Annotated in this window: 16 protein-coding genes and 1 riboswitch; of the genes, 14 read left to right on the top strand and 2 right to left on the bottom strand. The window is 49.3% G+C overall.

The window, feature by feature from the left end:
• Window positions 1–164: 164 nt before the first annotated feature.
• The 3 genes from ychF (at window position 165) to prmC (ending at window position 3,675) form a co-directional block, all read left to right on the top strand.
• A complete protein-coding gene (gene ychF, locus RCO25_RS06330) occupies window positions 165–1,265 on the top strand; it encodes a redox-regulated ATPase YchF (protein WP_308995282.1) in 1,101 nt (366 codons plus the stop codon).
• A gap of 234 nt (window positions 1,266–1,499) precedes the next feature.
• Window positions 1,500–2,570 carry a peptide chain release factor 1 gene (prfA, locus tag RCO25_RS06325; protein ID WP_308995281.1) on the top strand — a complete coding sequence of 357 codons (1,071 nt, stop codon included), beginning with the start codon at window positions 1,500–1,502 and terminating at the stop codon, window positions 2,568–2,570.
• Between the two features lie 163 nt (window positions 2,571–2,733).
• Entirely contained in the window at window positions 2,734–3,675 is a 942-nt protein-coding gene (prmC, locus tag RCO25_RS06320; RefSeq protein WP_308995280.1) for a peptide chain release factor N(5)-glutamine methyltransferase, read from the top strand.
• Window positions 3,676–4,822: 1,147 nt separating this feature from the next.
• Here the strand turns inward: prmC and RCO25_RS06315 are convergent.
• Together RCO25_RS06315 and sigJ are read right to left on the bottom strand one after the other, a co-directional pair.
• Entirely contained in the window at window positions 4,823–5,260 is a 438-nt protein-coding gene (locus tag RCO25_RS06315) for a carboxymuconolactone decarboxylase family protein (RefSeq protein WP_308995279.1), read from the bottom strand.
• Window positions 5,261–5,382: 122 nt separating this feature from the next.
• Window positions 5,383–6,270: an RNA polymerase sigma factor SigJ gene (gene sigJ / locus RCO25_RS06310; RefSeq protein ID WP_308995278.1), complete on the bottom strand. Its 888-nt coding sequence runs from the start codon at window positions 6,268–6,270 to the stop codon at window positions 5,383–5,385.
• Window positions 6,271–6,583: 313 nt separating this feature from the next.
• Between sigJ and spoIIR the strand changes: the two genes are divergently transcribed.
• The 11 genes from spoIIR (at window position 6,584) to RCO25_RS06255 (ending at window position 17,598) form a co-directional block, all read left to right on the top strand.
• Window positions 6,584–7,348, top strand: coding sequence for a stage II sporulation protein R (gene spoIIR / locus RCO25_RS06305; RefSeq protein WP_308995277.1), 765 nt, complete (start codon window positions 6,584–6,586; stop codon window positions 7,346–7,348).
• Between the two features lie 223 nt (window positions 7,349–7,571).
• Entirely contained in the window at window positions 7,572–8,633 is a 1,062-nt protein-coding gene (locus RCO25_RS06300) for an L-threonylcarbamoyladenylate synthase (protein WP_308995276.1), read from the top strand.
• A 170-nt stretch (window positions 8,634–8,803) separates the two neighbouring features.
• Window positions 8,804–9,151 carry a hypothetical protein gene (locus RCO25_RS06295; protein ID WP_308995275.1) on the top strand — a complete coding sequence of 116 codons (348 nt, stop codon included), beginning with the start codon at window positions 8,804–8,806 and terminating at the stop codon, window positions 9,149–9,151.
• Between the two features lie 91 nt (window positions 9,152–9,242).
• Entirely contained in the window at window positions 9,243–9,803 is a 561-nt protein-coding gene (locus tag RCO25_RS06290) for a manganese efflux pump MntP (RefSeq protein ID WP_308995274.1), read from the top strand.
• Window positions 9,804–9,846: 43 nt separating this feature from the next.
• On the top strand, window positions 9,847–10,425 hold the full coding sequence (locus tag RCO25_RS06285) for a low molecular weight protein arginine phosphatase (protein ID WP_308995273.1): 579 nt from the start codon (window positions 9,847–9,849) through the stop codon (window positions 10,423–10,425).
• 70 nt (window positions 10,426–10,495) lie between these two features.
• Window positions 10,496–10,577: riboswitch (ZMP/ZTP riboswitch) on the top strand.
• A 98-nt stretch (window positions 10,578–10,675) separates the two neighbouring features.
• The gene (gene rpiB, locus RCO25_RS06280) at window positions 10,676–11,134 is read left to right on the top strand and encodes a ribose 5-phosphate isomerase B (RefSeq protein ID WP_308995272.1); all 459 of its coding nucleotides are present in this window, start codon (window positions 10,676–10,678) and stop codon (window positions 11,132–11,134) included.
• A 16-nt stretch (window positions 11,135–11,150) separates the two neighbouring features.
• Window positions 11,151–11,756 (top strand): TIGR01440 family protein, encoded by a 606-nt coding sequence (locus RCO25_RS06275; RefSeq protein WP_308995271.1) that lies wholly within the window; start codon window positions 11,151–11,153, stop codon window positions 11,754–11,756.
• 81 nt (window positions 11,757–11,837) lie between these two features.
• On the top strand, window positions 11,838–13,085 hold the full coding sequence (locus RCO25_RS06270) for a serine hydroxymethyltransferase (RefSeq protein WP_308995270.1): 1,248 nt from the start codon (window positions 11,838–11,840) through the stop codon (window positions 13,083–13,085).
• 856 nt (window positions 13,086–13,941) lie between these two features.
• On the top strand, window positions 13,942–15,612 hold the full coding sequence (locus tag RCO25_RS06265; RefSeq protein WP_308995269.1) for a peptide ABC transporter substrate-binding protein: 1,671 nt from the start codon (window positions 13,942–13,944) through the stop codon (window positions 15,610–15,612).
• A gap of 130 nt (window positions 15,613–15,742) precedes the next feature.
• A complete protein-coding gene (locus RCO25_RS06260) occupies window positions 15,743–16,675 on the top strand; it encodes an ABC transporter permease (RefSeq protein ID WP_308995268.1) in 933 nt (310 codons plus the stop codon).
• Window positions 16,672–17,598 carry an ABC transporter permease gene (locus RCO25_RS06255; protein WP_308995267.1) on the top strand — a complete coding sequence of 309 codons (927 nt, stop codon included), beginning with the start codon at window positions 16,672–16,674 and terminating at the stop codon, window positions 17,596–17,598. Before RCO25_RS06260 ends, RCO25_RS06255 begins: the two co-directional genes overlap by 4 nt.

The following is a 17,598-nucleotide window of genomic DNA, read 5'->3' as shown; positions in this document are numbered from 1 at the left end:
CTTGCGGACTCTAAATGTGAAGAAGGGGCATCTTGCCGGCATTGCTTTATTTTTTAGCCGGATGAAAGTGGTTCCTGCCAGCGGGTTACACTTTCAATGTAGGTGATGCTGGGGTATAATAGCTGGAGTTGTTTACTTTCGGGAAAATAGGGGTGTCTTATCGCATGGCATTGAAAGCTGGAATCGTAGGTCTTCCGAACGTCGGAAAATCGACTTTGTTTAACGCAATTACGCAAGCAGGAGCAGAATCAGCCAATTATCCTTTTTGTACTATAGATCCTAACGTTGGTGTTGTTGAAGTACCGGACGAGCGTCTGGACAAGCTGGTTGAGCTTGTCGTTCCGAAGAGCATCGTGCCAACAGCTTTTGAATTCGTTGATATTGCCGGTCTGGTTGCAGGCGCGAGCAAGGGCGAGGGGCTTGGCAATAAGTTTTTGGCGCATATCCGCGAGGTAGACGCAATTGTTCACGTTGTACGCTGCTTCCAAGATGAGAATATTACGCATGTATCGGGTAAAGTAGATCCGATCAGCGATATTCAGACGATTAATTTGGAGCTTATTTTGGCGGACATCGATTCGGTTGACAAAAAAATCGAACGCTCCCGTAAAAATCTCAAGGGCGGAGACAAGAAGGTTGCCCAAGAGATCGAAGTGCTGGAGCGCATTAAAGAAGCATTGTATAACGACATGCCGGCGCGCAGCGTTGAGCTGAGCGACGATGAGAAACTGCTCGTGCGTGATTTGCACCTGCTTACGATGAAAACGGTATTGTATGCCGCTAACGTAAGCGAGGAAGAGGTTTCGAATTCGGACGGCAACGAGTATGTGCAAAAGGTACGTGAATTCGCAGCGGCTGAAGGCGCGGATGTTGTGCCGATCAGCGCGAAAGTTGAAGCGGAAATTGCAGAGCTTGAGGGCGAAGACAAGGAGATGTTCCTTGAAGAGCTCGGCATGTCGGAGTCAGGTCTCAACCGTTTGATCAGCTCGGCTTATAAGCTGCTGGGATTGTACACCTACTTTACGGCAGGCGTACAAGAGGTCCGTGCATGGACGATTCGCAGCGGAACCAAAGCGCCGCAAGCGGCGGGTGTTATCCATACCGACTTCGAACGCGGATTCATTCGCGCTGAGGTTGTTTCCTTTACCGATCTTGCAGCAGCCGGCTCCATGGTAGCGGCTCGCGAGAAAGGTCAAGTTCGCCTCGAGGGCAAGGAATACGTTGTGCGTGACGGCGACGTTATCCATTTCCGTTTTAACGTGTAAATGATTTGGCAATGCTATAGCCCTGTAAGTGCTGTTTGGCGCTTGCGGGGCTTTGTTGTGGCTTGATCTTGTCTTTGGGGTAACCAAAGATGCTTGGCGGGCATATGAAGATTAGAGCGATATCGCAATTTGGGCGCGGATTGCCAGCTGTTAATCCAAACCAGCAGTCGATAGAAATCCGCTGGTATGGTATAATAAACATTATCCTAATGGAATAAATAGAGGTGAATGATCGTGTTTGACCGTTTACAAGCACTCGCAGACCGGTATGAGAAGCTGAGTGAGCTGTTGTGTGATCCGGATGTATCCAGTGATCCCAAGCGGCTTAGAGAGCTTTCCAAGGAGCAGTCAGATTTACAAGAGGCTTATGATGCCTTTACGGAATATAAACAAGTCACCGAGCAGCTTGATGATGCCAAGCTGATGCAGGCAGAGAAGCTCGATGACGAAATGCGTGAAATGGTTAAGATGGAGATTGACGAACTCAGCAAGCGCCAAGCGGAGCTTGATGAGAAAATTCGTATCGTGTTATTGCCGAAGGACCCGAATGACGACAAGAACGTTATCGTCGAAATTCGCGGCGCGGCTGGCGGCGACGAAGCGGCTTTATTCGCATACGAGCTTTACCGCATGTATACGAAATTTGCGGATACGCAAGGCTGGCGCGTAGAGCTCATGGATTTCAGCGAGAATGACCTTGGCGGATTCAAAGAGGTTATTTTCATGATTACGGGCAAAGGCGCGTACAGCAAGCTGAAGTTCGAGAGCGGCGCGCATCGCGTGCAGCGTATTCCGGTAACGGAATCCGGCGGACGGATTCATACATCGACTTCAACGGTAGCGGTTATGCCGGAGGTTGAAGATGTAGAGGTTGAAATTCTTGACAAGGATATTCGCGTCGATACGTTCTGCTCCAGCGGAGCAGGCGGCCAGTCGGTTAATACGACGAAATCAGCGGTACGCGTGCTGCATGTCCCTACGGGCATTATGGCAACTTGTCAGGATGGCAAATCGCAGAACGAGAATAAGGCGAAGGCACTTGCCGTGCTTCGTGCCCGGATCTCTGATGTTCGCCGCCAAGAGGAAGAAGCGAAATACGCCGGCGAGCGCAAAAGCAAGGTTGGAACGGGAGATCGCAGTGAGCGTATCCGTACGTACAATTTCCCGCAAAGCCGCGTGACGGATCACCGTATCGGATTGACGCTGCATAAGCTGGATTCGGTCATGAACGGAGACTTGTCAGAGGTTATTTCCTCCCTGACGATTGCAGAGCAAGCCGATATTATGGAACGTGAAATGGCTTAACAAAATGGCGCTGGACCGCTGGTTGCTTTCGATAAGCAGACAGAGGTTCGGCGTTTTGTTGGGTTACGGGCATTTAAGGCCGTGTTGGGGATGACTGAGAAATGGGTTATGCTGCGGTGCGGCTTTACGGGATAGAATTTGGATTTGAAGGGACGATGCGGAAATGAGCAAGCAACCAGGGGAGCGGTGGTTTAAAGAGCCGTTGACGCTTCGGCAGGCCAGCGTGCAGGCGACCTCGATATTGCAAGCGGAAGCGGTGGAGGAGCCTCGCAATAATACCGAGCTGCTGCTTATGCATCTGCTCGGTATGGACCGCGCCGCGCTGCTTCGCGACGGCGGAGATCCTTTTCCAAGCGAGCGGATTGCGGAGTGGGAAGCGCTCATCCGCCGCAAAGCGGCGGGCGAGCCCGTGCAATATATGATCGGCGAGCAGTGGTTTTACGGGCGGCCGTTCACGGTGACGCCGGCCGTGCTCATTCCGCGCCCGGAGACAGAGCTGCTCGTGGAGGCGGTTCTTGAGGCCGCCGACCAGCTCTGGCCAGCCGCGCAGGGGCTTGCGCCGACGGTGGTCGACGTCGGCACAGGCAGCGGCGCCATCGCCGTGACGCTAGTTTCGCAGCGTCCCGCGTGGCGCGTGTGCGCGTCCGACCTATCGCCGGACGCGCTGGCAGTCGCCCGCACGAACGCCGCCCGCCATGAAGCGGCGGACCGGCTGACGCTCGTGCAGGGCGACCTGCTCATGCCCTTCATACCCGGGCATGAGCAGAGTGAACCCCCGCACGGCGAGCTTCGCATCGACGTGCTGGTCTCCAATCCGCCGTACATACCGTCGGCGGACATGGAGGGGCTGCAGCGTGAGGTGCGCGACTATGAACCGCATCTCGCGCTGGAAGGCGGGGCGGATGGGCTTACGCCATACCGCCGGATGATCGAGCAGCTTCCGCTGCTTGCGCAGATGCCCCGTATCGTCGCGTTCGAGCTCGGCATGGGCCAGCCTCGTATCGTTGCAGAGAAGCTGCGGGCGCTCGACCGCTGGGATGACATCCGCATCATCAGCGATTACGCGGGTATCGAGCGCCATGTCATCGCAACGCAGACGCGCTAATGGCGCGGAAAACAAAAGAATGCCCCGAAAGCGCACAGACTTTCGGGGCATTCTTTTTGTGAATACGGGCTGATAAGAGGCTAATTTTTAAACCTAGTCGGCAGGAGCAGGAGCAGGAGCAGGAGCAGGAGCAGGAGCTGATGCTGTACAGGCTTTCCGCTTCGGAATGCCGGCTATCATAAGCCGCGCTTTCGCTGCTTGCTTCTCGGAATGCCGGCTATTATAAGCCGTGCTTTCGCTGCTTGCTTCTCGGAATGCCGGCTATTATAAGCCGTGCTTTCGCTGCTTGCTTTTCGGATTGCCGGCAATCATAAGCTGCGCTTACGCTGCTTGCTTCTCGAATAGCCGGCAATCATTAGCCGCGCTTTCGCTGCTTGCTTCTCGGAATGCCGGCAATCATAAGCTGCGCTTACGCTGCTTGCTTCTCGGAATGCCGGCTATCATAAGCCGCGCATTCGCTGCTTGCTTCTCGGATTTCCGGCTATTATAAGCCGCGCTTACGCTTCTTGCTTTCGGATTGTCGGCAATGATAAGCCGCGCTATCGCTGCTTGCTTTTCGGATTGCCGGCAATCATAAGCCGTGCTTTCGCTGCTTGCAATAGGTTTTCCGCGTAGTGGACACTGTAAACTACACAGCCAATTTTATTCGGGTTTGAGTTTATATACAGGACTTCAAACAATAAGCCGGTCCCTGTTTCTGTCCGGGTGCATCCGGACAGAATTAACGGGAAATACTCCTGCTAATTTTCGGAAATCTTTAATTTCATAAAGAATAACAGGAAAAACTCCTGTTAAATGCTGAAAACCGGCAATATTATTCCGCAGCTTAGGATTTAGCAGGAGAAATTCCGGTTAAATCAATATTCCTTAGGTTATTCCGATTTTTAACAGGAGAAATTCCATCTAATCCGTTCGTATACCCGAGCGAACAGGCGGAATGTCGGCTGATTCCGTTCGTCTCTGCCATATTCCTGCATCAACGCAAATGTATCGCGGGAAGCGGGAGCAGCAAATACAATTATCGCTGTAAGCTTGCCCTAAGGTTGCCCGGTTCCACTTCCGTTCGCCTCCCGTTCACCTCGCAGTCGCACTCAACACCATTAGTCGATCCAAAAAAGCAACCTTAGCTCTCATCACCCAGCATCACTTACTCCGGCATCATATTCGTGCTGATCGCAATGCGGTTCCACGCATTGATCGTGATGATGGCCATAATAATCTCTCCGACCTGCTTGCTGTCGAAATGGCGGGCAGCCTCCTCGTATACGCTATCCGGCACATGCTCCTTCGTGATGAGCGTAACGGATTCCGTCAGGGCAAGCACCGCTCTTTCCGCATCCGTAAAATAACGCGTATCACGCCAAGCGCTCAAAGCGTATATCCGCTGCTCGGTCTCGCCGAGTGCTCTTGCATCCTTGGTATGCATGTTGATGCAGTAGGCGCAGCCGTTGATTTGCGAAGTGCGAATTTTGATAAGCTCCTTCAGCTCCTTGCTGATGCTCGTCGTGCCTAAATATTTCTCCAGCCCGAGCATCGCTTGATAAGCGGCGGGAATTTCTTTTGCGATTACCGTTCTTTCTGCCATGGTTTTCATTCTCCTCTATCATCCGAATTGTTGGCCATTCGGCCGTTTTGCATGTCTTCATAATCTAAGACAAAGCAGTGCGCTCGGTTGTGACAGGAAAAGAATGATTCCGCAAAAAAAAGTTATTCGGCCAGGACATGCTTTAACTTATCGGGGTTCAGCATAACGAAAATCCGCTCAAAATGCTGATTTTCCGGATCAAGCTGAAAGCTAATCACGCTTCGCGGCTTGCCGTCTTTCATGATAACGACACCGGCCTGCCCGTTGACGACAGTGAAGCGGTGGCCGTCTCCAAGGAAGGTTCTCGGGATCACTCCCTGCAGGAAGGCCATGACGCGAGCCCTGCTGATAATCGCGAAGATAGCCGCACGTACCTTGCCGCCTCCATCGGAGACAAGTACCGCCTCTTCGGTCAGAAGCGCAACCAGTTTATCGTAATCGCCTGTCGCGGCGGCCTCCATAAAGGTAACGACGAGCGGCTCGGCTTTCACGGTATTGATCGGCAGAAGCTCTCGTTCCTTTTGCAGCTTCTCTTTGGACCGGCTGTAAATTTTGCGGCAATTCGTTTCCGTCTTTTGCAGGCAAGCGGCAATTTCATCGTAATCATAGGCAAGCGATTCCCGGAGGACAAATACTGCCCGCTCTACCGCGGAGAGCTGCTCCAACATAACAAGCAGGGCATAGGAAATGGATTCATGCTGAACGTATAGCTCGGCAGGGTCCATGACCGCATGGTCCGTGACCATGCGGCCGACGTTCGGCTCCGGGAGCCACTGGCCGACATATACCTCTCTCCTTTTGCGCGCAGATTGGCTGAGGTTAATGGATCGGTTCGTTACCATCCGGACAAGATAGGCTTTTTCATTATGTATGTCACTAGCGTCAAGCAGGCTGTAATCCGCAAATACGTCCTGAACCAGATCTTCGGCTTCGCTGAATGTGCCAAGCATGCGATAGGCGATGGAATGGAGCAGGGGGCGATAAGCGGCATAGGTTTTTTCGAAATCCATCAGAGATCCATCCTTGTCTTTTGCAAAATAGAGGAGCGTCAATAATGCAAATGCCGTCAAGTTGTTTCTTTAATTATAAACGAAAGTTCTTTTTTACAAATATATGAAATTATAAAATTTCGATGCTTACCGGGATTCTTTTATTTCACCGCGAATCTATCTTTTTCCGCCAGAGGACGGCTAGAATCGTTTACGTTTAAAAAAGATAGTTTGCTAGGTTTATATATTCCGATTGGAGGACATAATGACGGATAGATACGTTCCGGAACGCAAGCAGACGCACTGACGGGTGCGACGAGAGGAGCTTGTGTGTATGTCCAGCCATTATTCCATTCATTCTTATTCCAATGTTGAGGAATTACCATCATCCAAATCCGTTCGTTCCAATAAATTTGGTTACCGTAAATCTTATGGTTTTATTATATTTGCACTTATTCTCTTAATAATGAGCTGGGAAGCCCAGCAAATGGACGCGGCGGTCGCTGGCGGCCAAATCCCGCAGGAATCCATCCGTCTTCGTATATTAGCCAATTCCGATAATCCCGCTGACCAAGTCGTAAAACGCCTTGTTCGGGATGAGATCGTTAAAGCGATGAACAGCTGGGCAACAGGTCCTCAGACGATTGAGGAAGCACGCCAGACGATTCTCGCCAATATGCCCGAAATTGAACGGATTACTGCGGAGGTATTGGAAAGCCGCGGTTTTGAATACGGCTCGCACGCAGAGCTTGGCATGGTGGCATTCCCGACGAAAATGTACGGCAATCAGGTTTATCCGGCCGGCGACTATGAAGCGCTCCGGATTACGCTTGGCGAAGGCGGCGGCCAAAATTGGTGGTGCGTGCTTTTCCCTCCTCTATGCTTCATCGACGCAGCAAGCGGCGAGGCATCGGCAGCTTCTGCTGCTGCTTCCGATTCTGCTGAGGGTGATGCGCTGAAGGCGGATACGGCTCCTGTGAAAACGGCAGCGCTTGAAACGGCTGCGGCAACTTCAGAAGGCCAAGCGCCGGAAGCGAAATTTTTCCTTTGGGAGATCATCGAATCGCTTATCAACTGGATTAAATCATTGTTTTCATAAGGAATGGCAGTCACGTCTTGCAAGCCGAAGATGTGACTTTTTTTGTTCAAAATATGAAGGATAATAAGTTTCCGAAGCTTATCGGGAATCTTATATATCACCGCGAAACGTGCATTTGCCGACATAAGACGGCGAAAGCCGTTTACGCTTGTTTGGGGACGCGTATGCTATAATAGCGGAAGAATGGATAATTTATTATGAGAGCAAGGATTGAAGGATAGAGATGACGATAATGAAAGTATGGCGCGTGAAGCAGGCGAATGAGGAACAGTTGGGTTCGGAGCTCAGGGAGGCAGCCGCTTGGATAAGGGAGGGCGGACTAATCGCTTTTCCGACAGAGACGGTCTATGGGCTTGGTGCGGATGCTCGGAGCACTGCCGCCGTGGAACGGATATTCAGTGCGAAGGGGCGTCCCTCGGATAACCCGCTAATTGTGCATATCGCGCATCGCAAGCAGCTGGATAAGCTGGTGCTCCCATATCCTAAGCTGGCCTCTGCGCTTATGGACCGCTTTTGGCCGGGACCGCTTACGATTGTGCTGCCTGTTCGCGATGAGGTGCTCTCGCCCCTTGTGACGGCAGGGCTGTCTACGGTAGGCATTCGGGTTCCGGATCACAGGACGGCGCTTGCGCTGCTTGAGCAAGCGGACTGCCCGATTGCCGCGCCAAGCGCGAACCGCTCAGGTAGACCGAGCCCGACGCTGGCGGAGCATGTGCTGGAGGATCTGGATGGGCGCATAGACGGCCTTGTGGATGACGGACCGACGGGTGTTGGCTTGGAATCGACGGTTATTGAATTGGAAGGCGAGCTTGGCATTCGTATTTTGCGTCCGGGCGGCATTACGCGTGAAGCACTGCAGCAGGCGGTACCGGAAGCGAGAATCGACAGCGCCTCGATAGAGGAGCCTGAGACAGCGCCTCGTTCCCCCGGCATGAAATATGCGCATTACGCACCGCAAGGGGAGCTAGTGCTTGTACAAGGCGATCCGGGGGCCGTAACCGCTTATATTCATACACAAGTAGATGCCGCAAGCCGGGATGGGAAAGTTACTGGCGTGCTGGCATTCGAGGAGCGATTAGCCGATTACAAGGCTGACCATGTATTGTCGTTAGGAAGCGAAGCGGAGCTGGGCGCTGCCGCCCATCGCTTGTATGCGGCTCTGCGGGAGCTTGACCGTGTTGGCGCGGAACGAATTTGGGCGGAGGGAAGCAGCGAGCAGGGCATTGGTGCCGCGCTGATGAACCGCTTGGCTAAGGCAGCCGGTAATCGAATCGTTCGTGTATAGAAGTAATCATGCAGGCTGGAGCTGGTGCATGTGTTAAGAGTAACATCGTCTCAAATCAAGAGCTGCCTCATGCTCTTACACTGCAGTTAGTACAATGCAACTCGTGCTGGGTCACCCATTATCTCGCTACAATGCAGTTTCTGCAATGGAAAGCATGTCTCGGGGCAGTTTTGTGGCGTGTTGATGGAATTCTGTTGTACTTTCTGCAACGCAGCTCAATTTGTCGGGTACCATGTGAGGTTTCTGTTGTAGAAAGTGCAGTAGAATTAGTTGGTGTTGGTGTTGGTGTTGGTGTTGGTGTTGGTGTTGGTGTTGGTGTTGGTGTTGGTGTTGGTGTTGGTGTTGGTGTTGGTGTTGGTGTTGGTGTTGGCGTTGGCGTTGGCGTTAGTGCTGATGCTGGTGTTAATGTTGGCACTGGCATTGATGTCGGTGTTGATGTAGATGTTGGTATTGAAATTGTAATTGAAATTGAAATTGATATGGATATGGATATGGATATGGCTTCAGTTACAGTTTGAACTGTGTTAAGTATGTTTGTGATAAGTATGTTTGTCCCCATGCCCGCATATGTTTGGTAGAGAAACCAGGCGGACATGGGGGAGATAGACTGTGGTTGAAGCACATTTGCATGCCGGGCAGTTTTTGACGCTACTTATTATTGCGTTAGCGCTTGGCTTAGACGCCTTTTCGCTCGGACTTGGCATAGGATTAAAGGGCATTCGGCTGCTGGATATTTTGAAGCTGGGCATAGTTATCGCTTTGTTTCATGTTCTAATGCCGCTGGCAGGCATCTATACGGGACAGTATGTGGGCGTTTTGCTCGGCGATGTAGCTACGACCGCTGCAGGTATTTTGCTGGTTCTGCTTGGCGGGCATATGATATACAGCTCCTTGCGAGGAGACGCGGTACAGTCCTTTGACCACAAATCCTTATGGGGCTTGCTCGTGCTCTCGCTTAGTGTCAGCATTGATTCATTCTCTGTCGGCATTACGCTCGGCATGTTTGCGGCCAATATGTGGACGACCATTTTGTTGATTGGGCTGCTGGGTGGGCTCATGTCCATACTTGGCTTAATGATCGGCCGTAGAGTTAGCGGCAATCTCGGTGAATACGGCGAGGCTGTAGGCGGCGGAATTTTGTTTATTTTCGGTATTTTGTTTATTTTTTGAGCGAAAGACAGCTTGGAAAAGTGTGCAAAAAGGAGTTGGCAGTGTGAAACGTATACTATTTGTTTGTACTGGCAATACATGCCGCTCGCCGATGGCGGAGGCTATGCTGCGCAGGATGGCTGCTTTGAGAGGCATTACGGTTGCGGTTCGCTCCGCGGGCATATCCACGATCGATGGACTGCCGGTGTCGGCCCATGCGGTGGAGACGCTTAAACACCGGGATATCGAGCATAAGAGCACATCGCTTGCGCTGACAAGCGAGGCGGTCGGTTGGGCTGATATTATTTTGACAATGACGTCTAATCATAAGCGCGGGCTGCTGCAATGGTATCCGGAAGCGGTAGACAAAACCTATACGCTGAAGGAATATGCGAACCAGGATGCCCGGGTGCTCGCTGATATCGAAGAGCTGGAGCGCCTGTATACGGAGCTGCATATGAAGCAGGCTTTGGGCCAGCAGCTGACATCGGGGGAGAGAAGCCGTTTGCTGGAGCTGGAACGCAGAATTCCAAGCTTCGACATCGTGGACCCTTTTGGAGGCTCGCTCTCCATGTATAACAGCAGCGCGAATGAAATTGAAGATGCGCTCGTTAAGCTTCTGGACAAGCTTTCCAAAAGATAATTCCGCGTTTGTCCCATCGATATGGATTGATTTTTCGAGCCTCTTCGGCTATTATGGAAATACAATATACGGTTTCCGATGTAACTGGCGACGGAAGTGGGCTAACCACGGTGGAGCATCGGAATATACGGCCGGTCGCCTGGGCAAAGAGCAGCATGCTATTAAGCATGTCTTGCTCTTTTTTCGTCTTTTTCTGCAAAAACAGGTATACTAGCACTGTGATGTGTCATATCGAAGGAGGTCTTTTGCGTTGAAAATTGCTATTGGTGCCGATCATGCAGGCTATCGTTTGAAGGATGAGGTTGTACCGTTTCTTCAATCGCTCGGCCATGAAATTGAAGATGTAGGATGCAGCTGCGATCAATCGGTTGATTATCCGGACTATGCACTCCCCGTATGCGACCTTGTTACGAGCGGCAAAGCAGAACGCGGTATCTTGATTTGCGGAACCGGAATCGGCATGTCGATTGCGGCCAATAAAGTGCGGGGTATCCGCTGCGCGCTCGTCAATGATATGTTCTCCGCGAAAGCGACCAGGGAGCATAACGATACGAACGTATTGGCGCTTGGGGAACGTGTTCTTGGTCCCGGAGTTGCTTTGGAAATTATTCGGATTTGGCTCGAAACGCCGTTCTCGAACGGTGTACGTCATGTCGGCAGAGTAAATAAAGTGATGCAAATTGAAGAGCAGTTCAGCAGCCAGTCCTAAATAGGGGGCCATCGCGATGAGCATAAAAGAAAATGTACAGCTTGGAGTCATTGCAGCACAGGTAGAGACGATCGTTCGAGAGCTGGCAGCGGCAGGCGGGCTTGCCCTGGGTCAGCTGTTAGTAATCGGTGTAAGTACTAGTGAAGTGCTGGGCCATCGCATTGGAACAGCAGGAACCGTCGAGACTGCTGCACAAATTTATGCGGGCGTTGAAGCTGTGCGAAGCGAGCTCGGCTTTATTACGGTGTACCAATGCTGCGAACATTTGAATCGGGCGCTCGTTATCGACAGGGCAGCAGCCGAGCGTTACGGCTTGGAACCTGTTGGTGCGGTGCCCGTTCCGAAAGCCGGCGGATCGATGGCAGCCTATGCCTACCGCCAGTTGAAGGATCCATGCCTCGTCGAAATGGTACAAGCGCATGCCGGCATCGATATCGGAGATACGTTCATCGGCATGCACCTGAAGCGGGTAGCCGTTCCGGTCCGTCCGTCGATTCGCGAGATCGGGGAAGCTCATGTTACGATGGCTGTCACGAGGCCTAAGCTAATCGGCGGCTCACGCGCGGTATACGAGCTGGGCAATGAGATAACGGCGGAGCAATCTGCTGGAACATGCGATTAGCCGAATGCAGGGAACGAATGAACTGATTTAATAAACCAATTAATAATATACAGGCTGTCTAATTTGAGGAGGAATATGAAAATGGAAAATTTGCGCAAACAAGATCCGGAAGTTTTGAAAGCACTAGGCCTTGAGCTTACTCGTCAACGTGATAACATCGAGCTTATCGCATCGGAGAACATCGTTAGCGAAGCGGTTTTGGAAGCGATGGGAAGTGTACTTACGAATAAATATGCAGAAGGCTACCCAAGCAAACGTTTCTACGGTGGCTGTGAGCATGTAGATATCGTTGAAGATATCGCCCGCAACCGTGCCAAGGAGTTGTTCGGCGCAGAGCATGCGAACGTACAACCTCACTCCGGCGCACAAGCGAACATGGCTGTTTACCTTGCTGCCTTGCAGCCTGGCGATACGGTTCTAGGCATGAACCTTGCGCACGGCGGTCACTTGACGCACGGCAGCCCGGTTAATGCATCCGGCTTGCTTTACAACTTTGTTGCATACGGCGTACAAGAGGATTCCTTCACCATCGATTATGAAGAAGTCCGCAAGCTTGCTTTCAAACATCGTCCTCGTTTGATCGTGGCTGGCGCAAGCGCGTACCCGCGTACTATCGATTTCGAGAAACTTGGCAAAATCGCTAACGATGTTGGCGCTTTGTTCATGGTTGATATGGCTCACATTGCCGGTTTGGTAGCAGCGGGTCTTCACCCGAGCCCAGTGCCGCATGCGCATTTTGTTACAACGACTACACACAAAACGCTTCGCGGACCACGCGGCGGTATGATCCTTTGCCGTAAGCCTTGGGCAGCAGCGATTGATAAAGCGGTATTCCCTGGTTCGCAAGGCGGTCCTTTGATGCATATTATTGCAGCAAAAGCGGTAGCTTTCGGAGAAGCCCTTAAACCGGAATTCAAGCAATATGCAACGCAAGTTGTCAAAAATGCAAAGGTTCTTTCCGAAGAGCTTGTTGCAAAAGGCTTCAACATCGTTTCCGGCGGTACAGACAATCACTTGATGCTGCTTGATACGCGCGGCCTGAACATTACAGGTAAAGTGGCTGAGCATGTACTTGATGAAGTTGGTATTACCGTAAACAAAAATGCGATCCCGTTTGATCCAACAAGCCCGTTTGTTACTTCTGGAATCCGTATCGGTACGCCGGCGGCAACGGCTCGCGGCATGGATGAGAAAGCAATGAAAGTCATTGCTGAGGTTATCGCGCTGGTACTTAACAGTCCGGAAGATCAAGAAGTACTTTCTAAAGCCCGCGGCTTGGTACGTGATCTTACTGCGCAATATCCGCTTTACCCAGGTATGACTTACTAATCAGATCTGCTCTAAAATAGTTTTGTTTCAGAGGACCTATTCGGTGTTTATACACGAGTAGGTCCTCTTTTTGTAAATAAGAATTTATAAGTTTACACAGATAAATATGCTTATATATCTCCGCGAAACGACAGCTTTTGCCACAGAGGACGGCGACAGCCGTTTACGCTTGGTTGTTCTTCCGGCGGCGGATAATAAAATGAGCGGAATAAAATATTTAACCAAGAAGAATGATATATAAAACAACTATATCGTATGACTTGGTTATTTATTTAGTAAAAACGAAGAAAGAGAGCGGATTATTTTATATTTTTATTGATTTTATGACAATGCAGTGAATAAGGGAAATCACAATGATATTGCGCTTTATTTCGTTATTGTATATAAAAAGATAAATTATTATCGAAATGAATTGGGAAAAATAAGAATTTTTAATGATTTATGTATTTTATATAATTTGATCTATATTTGTAAGTTATTACCTGTAATCGCTTCGAAGCGTTAAAGTAACAGAATAATAAACTGAATAAACGCTGTAAAGCATTAAAGCAACAAATTAATTAATTGAATAAACGCGTCAAAGTGCTAAAGTATAGCTGATATTAGTCATTTAATACATAAATTTACTGCATATATATTGTTGATAAATTATTAACATGGATGTATAGTGAAAATTATTAGTAAACTTCAATCTCTATGTTTGGATGGGATGAGTGTATAACATTAGCTCAAGAGGATATGCGCATTTGGATCAGACAAGCTTTTTCTCTGATGCAAACGTTTGTATATAAGGCGAGTAAGGTGGACGATACTACCCACTGCTGAACACAGTAGAGAAAAAAACGGGAGGGTAACAATGAGAACAAGAAAGTCTGCTTTTTCATTTATCGCTGCTTTACTCATTCTTGCTATTATCGCGGTAGGTTGTACGCCGAAAGAAGAAACAAGCAACAACGGCGCTGCTAACGGCGGAAACACTGGCGAGACAACTGAAGCAAAAGTGTTCCGTTTGAACATTCATTCTGAGCCTTCGACTCTTGATCCGGCACTGATGGAAGACAATGTTTCCGGTACGCTTGCTACAGGTATTTATGAAGGCTTGACTCGCAAAGACGAAAATGGTGAGACCATTCCTGCAACGGCAGAAAAATGGGAAACATCTGAGGATGGACTTACTTACACGTTTACCATTCGCAAAGATGCGAAATGGAGCAATGGTGACCCTGTCACAGCAAATGATTATGAATTCTCTTGGAAACGCGCGCTTGATCCTGCTACAGGCTCGACATACGCTTACCAATTCTACTACATCGTTGGCGCACAAGATTATAACGAAGGCAAAACAACGAACGCTGACGCCGTTGGCATCAAAGCCATTGATGCTCAAACGCTTGAAGTGAAGTTGAACTCGCCTACCCCTTATTTCTTGAGCCTAACTTCTTTCTACGTATACAACCCTGTTCATCAATCGGTGAAGGATAACGAGGCTTGGGCGGCAGATGCGGCTACAATCATCGGTAATGGTCCTTTCAAAATGAGCGAATGGCAGCACAATACATCCATTAAACTCGTTCCTAACGAGAACTACTACGATAAAGACCAAGTGAAGTTTGCAGGCGTTAATTTCACAATGCTTGCTGATTCTGCGACTGAACTTGCGAACTATGAGACGGGTGAGCTTGATTACACAGGTAAACCAACCGGTGAAATTCCTGCCGAGCAAATCCCGGTTCTGAAAGAATCGAAGAAGGATGAGTTCGTTACAAAAGGAATTGCTAGCTCGTACTACTACATGTTTAACACAGAAGAAGTTCCTTTCAACAACGTAAAGGTCCGTAAAGCACTTGCGATGGCGATTGACCGTCAAGCGATCGTGGAAAGCGTAACGATGGCCGGTGAGGTTCCTTCATTCGGTTTTGTTCCGCCGGGCATTATTGGTGAGAAAGAAGATTACCGTACAGAAGTGAAAGATGATTACTTTACAGAAAATATTGATGAAGCGAAGAAGCTGCTTGCTGAAGGTCTTGCGGAACTGAAGCTTGCTAAGTTCCCTGAAGTAACATTGACTTTCAACACAAGCGATGGCCACAAGAAAATAGCTGAAGCAATTGTTGAAATGTGGCGTCAAAATCTTGGCATCGTAGTCGTTGCTAAGAACGAAGAATTTTCCGTGCTATTGAAAAACCGTACGGCAATGAATTACCAAATTTCCCGCGCAGGCTGGGGAGCGGACTATAACGATCCAATGACGTACATGGATATGTTCGTTACTGGCGGCGGCCAAAACAATACAGGTTTTGCTTCGCCTGAATACGATGCTTTGATCAAAAAAGCATACGCAAGCGGAGATCAAAAAGAGCGTATCGCTGCTATGGCTGAAGCAGAGAAAATCCTGATGGATCAAATGCCGATTATGCCGATTTACTACTACAGCAACGTTTACATGCTGAAACCTGGATTCAAAAATATCATCACAGATTACAAAGGCGACATTGATTACACAAGAGGTTATTACGAAGCGAAATAGTCATCCTTCCAGTACCTGAAGGTAGGGATATATGCGGGGTGTCCGCATATATCCCTTTCTTATTGACTGATTCAGACTCTAGCACTCACATTTCTTCTTGTTTATATTCTATAAGGAGGTGTCCATTGCGTTGATAAAATATGTATTCAAGAAGTTTCTGTCCATGTTCGCTTCGTTGTTTGTTCTTGCGTCAGCTACTTTTTTTCTCATGAAAATCATCCCGGGCGATCCCTTTGTCAGGGAAAAAGCGATTCCGGAAAAAATAAGAGAGCATCTCCTGGCAATGTACGGCCTTGACCAGCCGGTGTGGAAGCAATACTTGATGTATTTAAACAATTTGCTTCACGGCGATTTGGGTATGTCGATGAAGCAGCAGTATATGTCCGTTTCTCGCATTATCAAAGAAAGCTTTATTTATTCTGCTCAAATTGGACTTTTTGCCGTCATTCTGTCGCTAACGGCAGGCCTTATCCTGGGCATCATTGCTGCGCTTAATCACCGCAAATGGATGGATAGCGCGACGATTATCATTGCGGTGCTTGGGGTTTCTATCCCAAACTTTCTTGCCGCATCTATTTTGCAGTACGTATTCGGAAGCAAGTTGCAATGGCTCAGTGTATCAGGTCTTAACGACCCGACCGACTTCATTATGCCCGTGCTTGCGCTTTCATTCCTTCCCGCTGCATTTATAGCGCGTTTGACACGTTCGACGATGCTGGAAGTGCTGTCTGCCGATTATATTAAGACCGCTCGCGCCAAAGGCTTGAACGGCCGCATCATCTTGGTGCGTCATGCGCTGCGTAATGCTATTTTGCCGGTGGTTACTTATATCGGCCCGATGACTGCGAATATCATTACCGGATCGGTCGTTGTCGAGCAAATTTTCGGTATCGGCGGAATCGGAAAATATTTTGTACAAAGCATTACTAACCGTGACTATACGCTCATAATGGGGCTTACTTTATTTTATGGCATTATCCTGATGGCTGCGCGGTTTTTGACTGATGTTGCTTACGGTCTTGTCGATCCTCGAATCAAGCTGACAAGAGGTGGGGGGAAATGATGAAGGATAACACCTTTACGCCGGATCAATTTGCTAAGCTGAGTAAAGACGAGAAGCATACGGAAGTCGTTGTCCGCGAAAGTATTTCGGCATGGAAAGATGCCTGGCTGCGGCTGCGTTCGAATAAAATTGCGATGATCAGCTTAATTATTCTAATCATCGTTTCTTTGATGGCGATTTTTGGCCCGATTATATCCGAACAGGATTATCAGACGAATCATTTGAAGGAAAAAAATCTTGGTCCTTCGGCTACCTATTGGTTTGGCACGGATGATCTCGGTCGTGATCTGTTCACCCGAACTTGGATGGGGGCAGGCATTTCTCTGCAGGTTGGTTTATACGCTGCGCTTGCCGATTTGGTTCTCGGCGTTATTATCGGAGGAATCATGGGGTATTTCGGCGGACGCGTGGATGAAATATTGAACCGCTTTTGCGAAATTTTATATTCGATTCCGAGCATGCTCATTATTATTCTATTAATCGTAATTTTTAAGCCAAGCATGCTTACCATCGTGGTTGCGCTCAGTATAACCGGGTGGATCAGTATGGCATGGATTGTGCGGGGCCAGATTATGCAGCTCAAAAACCAAGAATATGTCATGGCTGCCCAAGCGCTTGGCGCCGGCACAGGACGTATTTTATTCCGGCATCTGATTCCGAATGCAATGGGACCGATTATCGTAACGCTGACACTGACCGTTCCGAGCGCTATTTTTGCAGAAGCTTTTTTGAGTTTCCTCGGTCTTGGCGTTCAGTCTCCGGCTGCATCTCTAGGTACGATGATCAATGATGCGATTAAAGCATGGACGCTGTATCCGTGGAGAATGATTTTCCCGGCGGCGGTCATCAGTATTACAATGCTTTGCTTTAATATTTTTGGCGATGGTCTAAGAGATGCGCTTGATCCGAAAATGAAAAAGTAG

This window comes from Paenibacillus sp. LHD-38, from assembly GCF_031157315.1.
Taxonomy (GTDB): domain Bacteria; phylum Bacillota; class Bacilli; order Paenibacillales; family Paenibacillaceae; genus Pristimantibacillus.
The sequence above is the reverse complement of the archived record's forward strand: the minus strand, read 5'-3'. Positions and strand labels throughout refer to the sequence as shown.

What these genes read in the sequence shown, in the direction of transcription:
- sigJ (WP_308995278.1), bottom strand. Translation starts at nt 6,270, where the DNA reads ATGGATTTCGAAAAAACCTATGCCGCTTATCGCCCCCTGCTCCATTCC.
- prmC (WP_308995280.1), top strand. Translation starts at nt 2,734, where the DNA reads ATGAGCAAGCAACCAGGGGAGCGGTGGTTTAAAGAGCCGTTGACGCTT.
- RCO25_RS06300 (WP_308995276.1), top strand. Translation starts at nt 7,572, where the DNA reads ATGACGATAATGAAAGTATGGCGCGTGAAGCAGGCGAATGAGGAACAG.
- spoIIR (WP_308995277.1), top strand. Translation starts at nt 6,584, where the DNA reads ATGTCCAGCCATTATTCCATTCATTCTTATTCCAATGTTGAGGAATTA.
- RCO25_RS06255 (WP_308995267.1), top strand. Translation starts at nt 16,672, where the DNA reads ATGATGAAGGATAACACCTTTACGCCGGATCAATTTGCTAAGCTGAGT.
- RCO25_RS06270 (WP_308995270.1), top strand. Translation starts at nt 11,838, where the DNA reads ATGGAAAATTTGCGCAAACAAGATCCGGAAGTTTTGAAAGCACTAGGC.
- ychF (WP_308995282.1), top strand. Translation starts at nt 165, where the DNA reads ATGGCATTGAAAGCTGGAATCGTAGGTCTTCCGAACGTCGGAAAATCG.
- RCO25_RS06315 (WP_308995279.1), bottom strand. Translation starts at nt 5,260, where the DNA reads ATGGCAGAAAGAACGGTAATCGCAAAAGAAATTCCCGCCGCTTATCAA.
- RCO25_RS06265 (WP_308995269.1), top strand. Translation starts at nt 13,942, where the DNA reads ATGAGAACAAGAAAGTCTGCTTTTTCATTTATCGCTGCTTTACTCATT.
- RCO25_RS06275 (WP_308995271.1), top strand. Translation starts at nt 11,151, where the DNA reads ATGAGCATAAAAGAAAATGTACAGCTTGGAGTCATTGCAGCACAGGTA.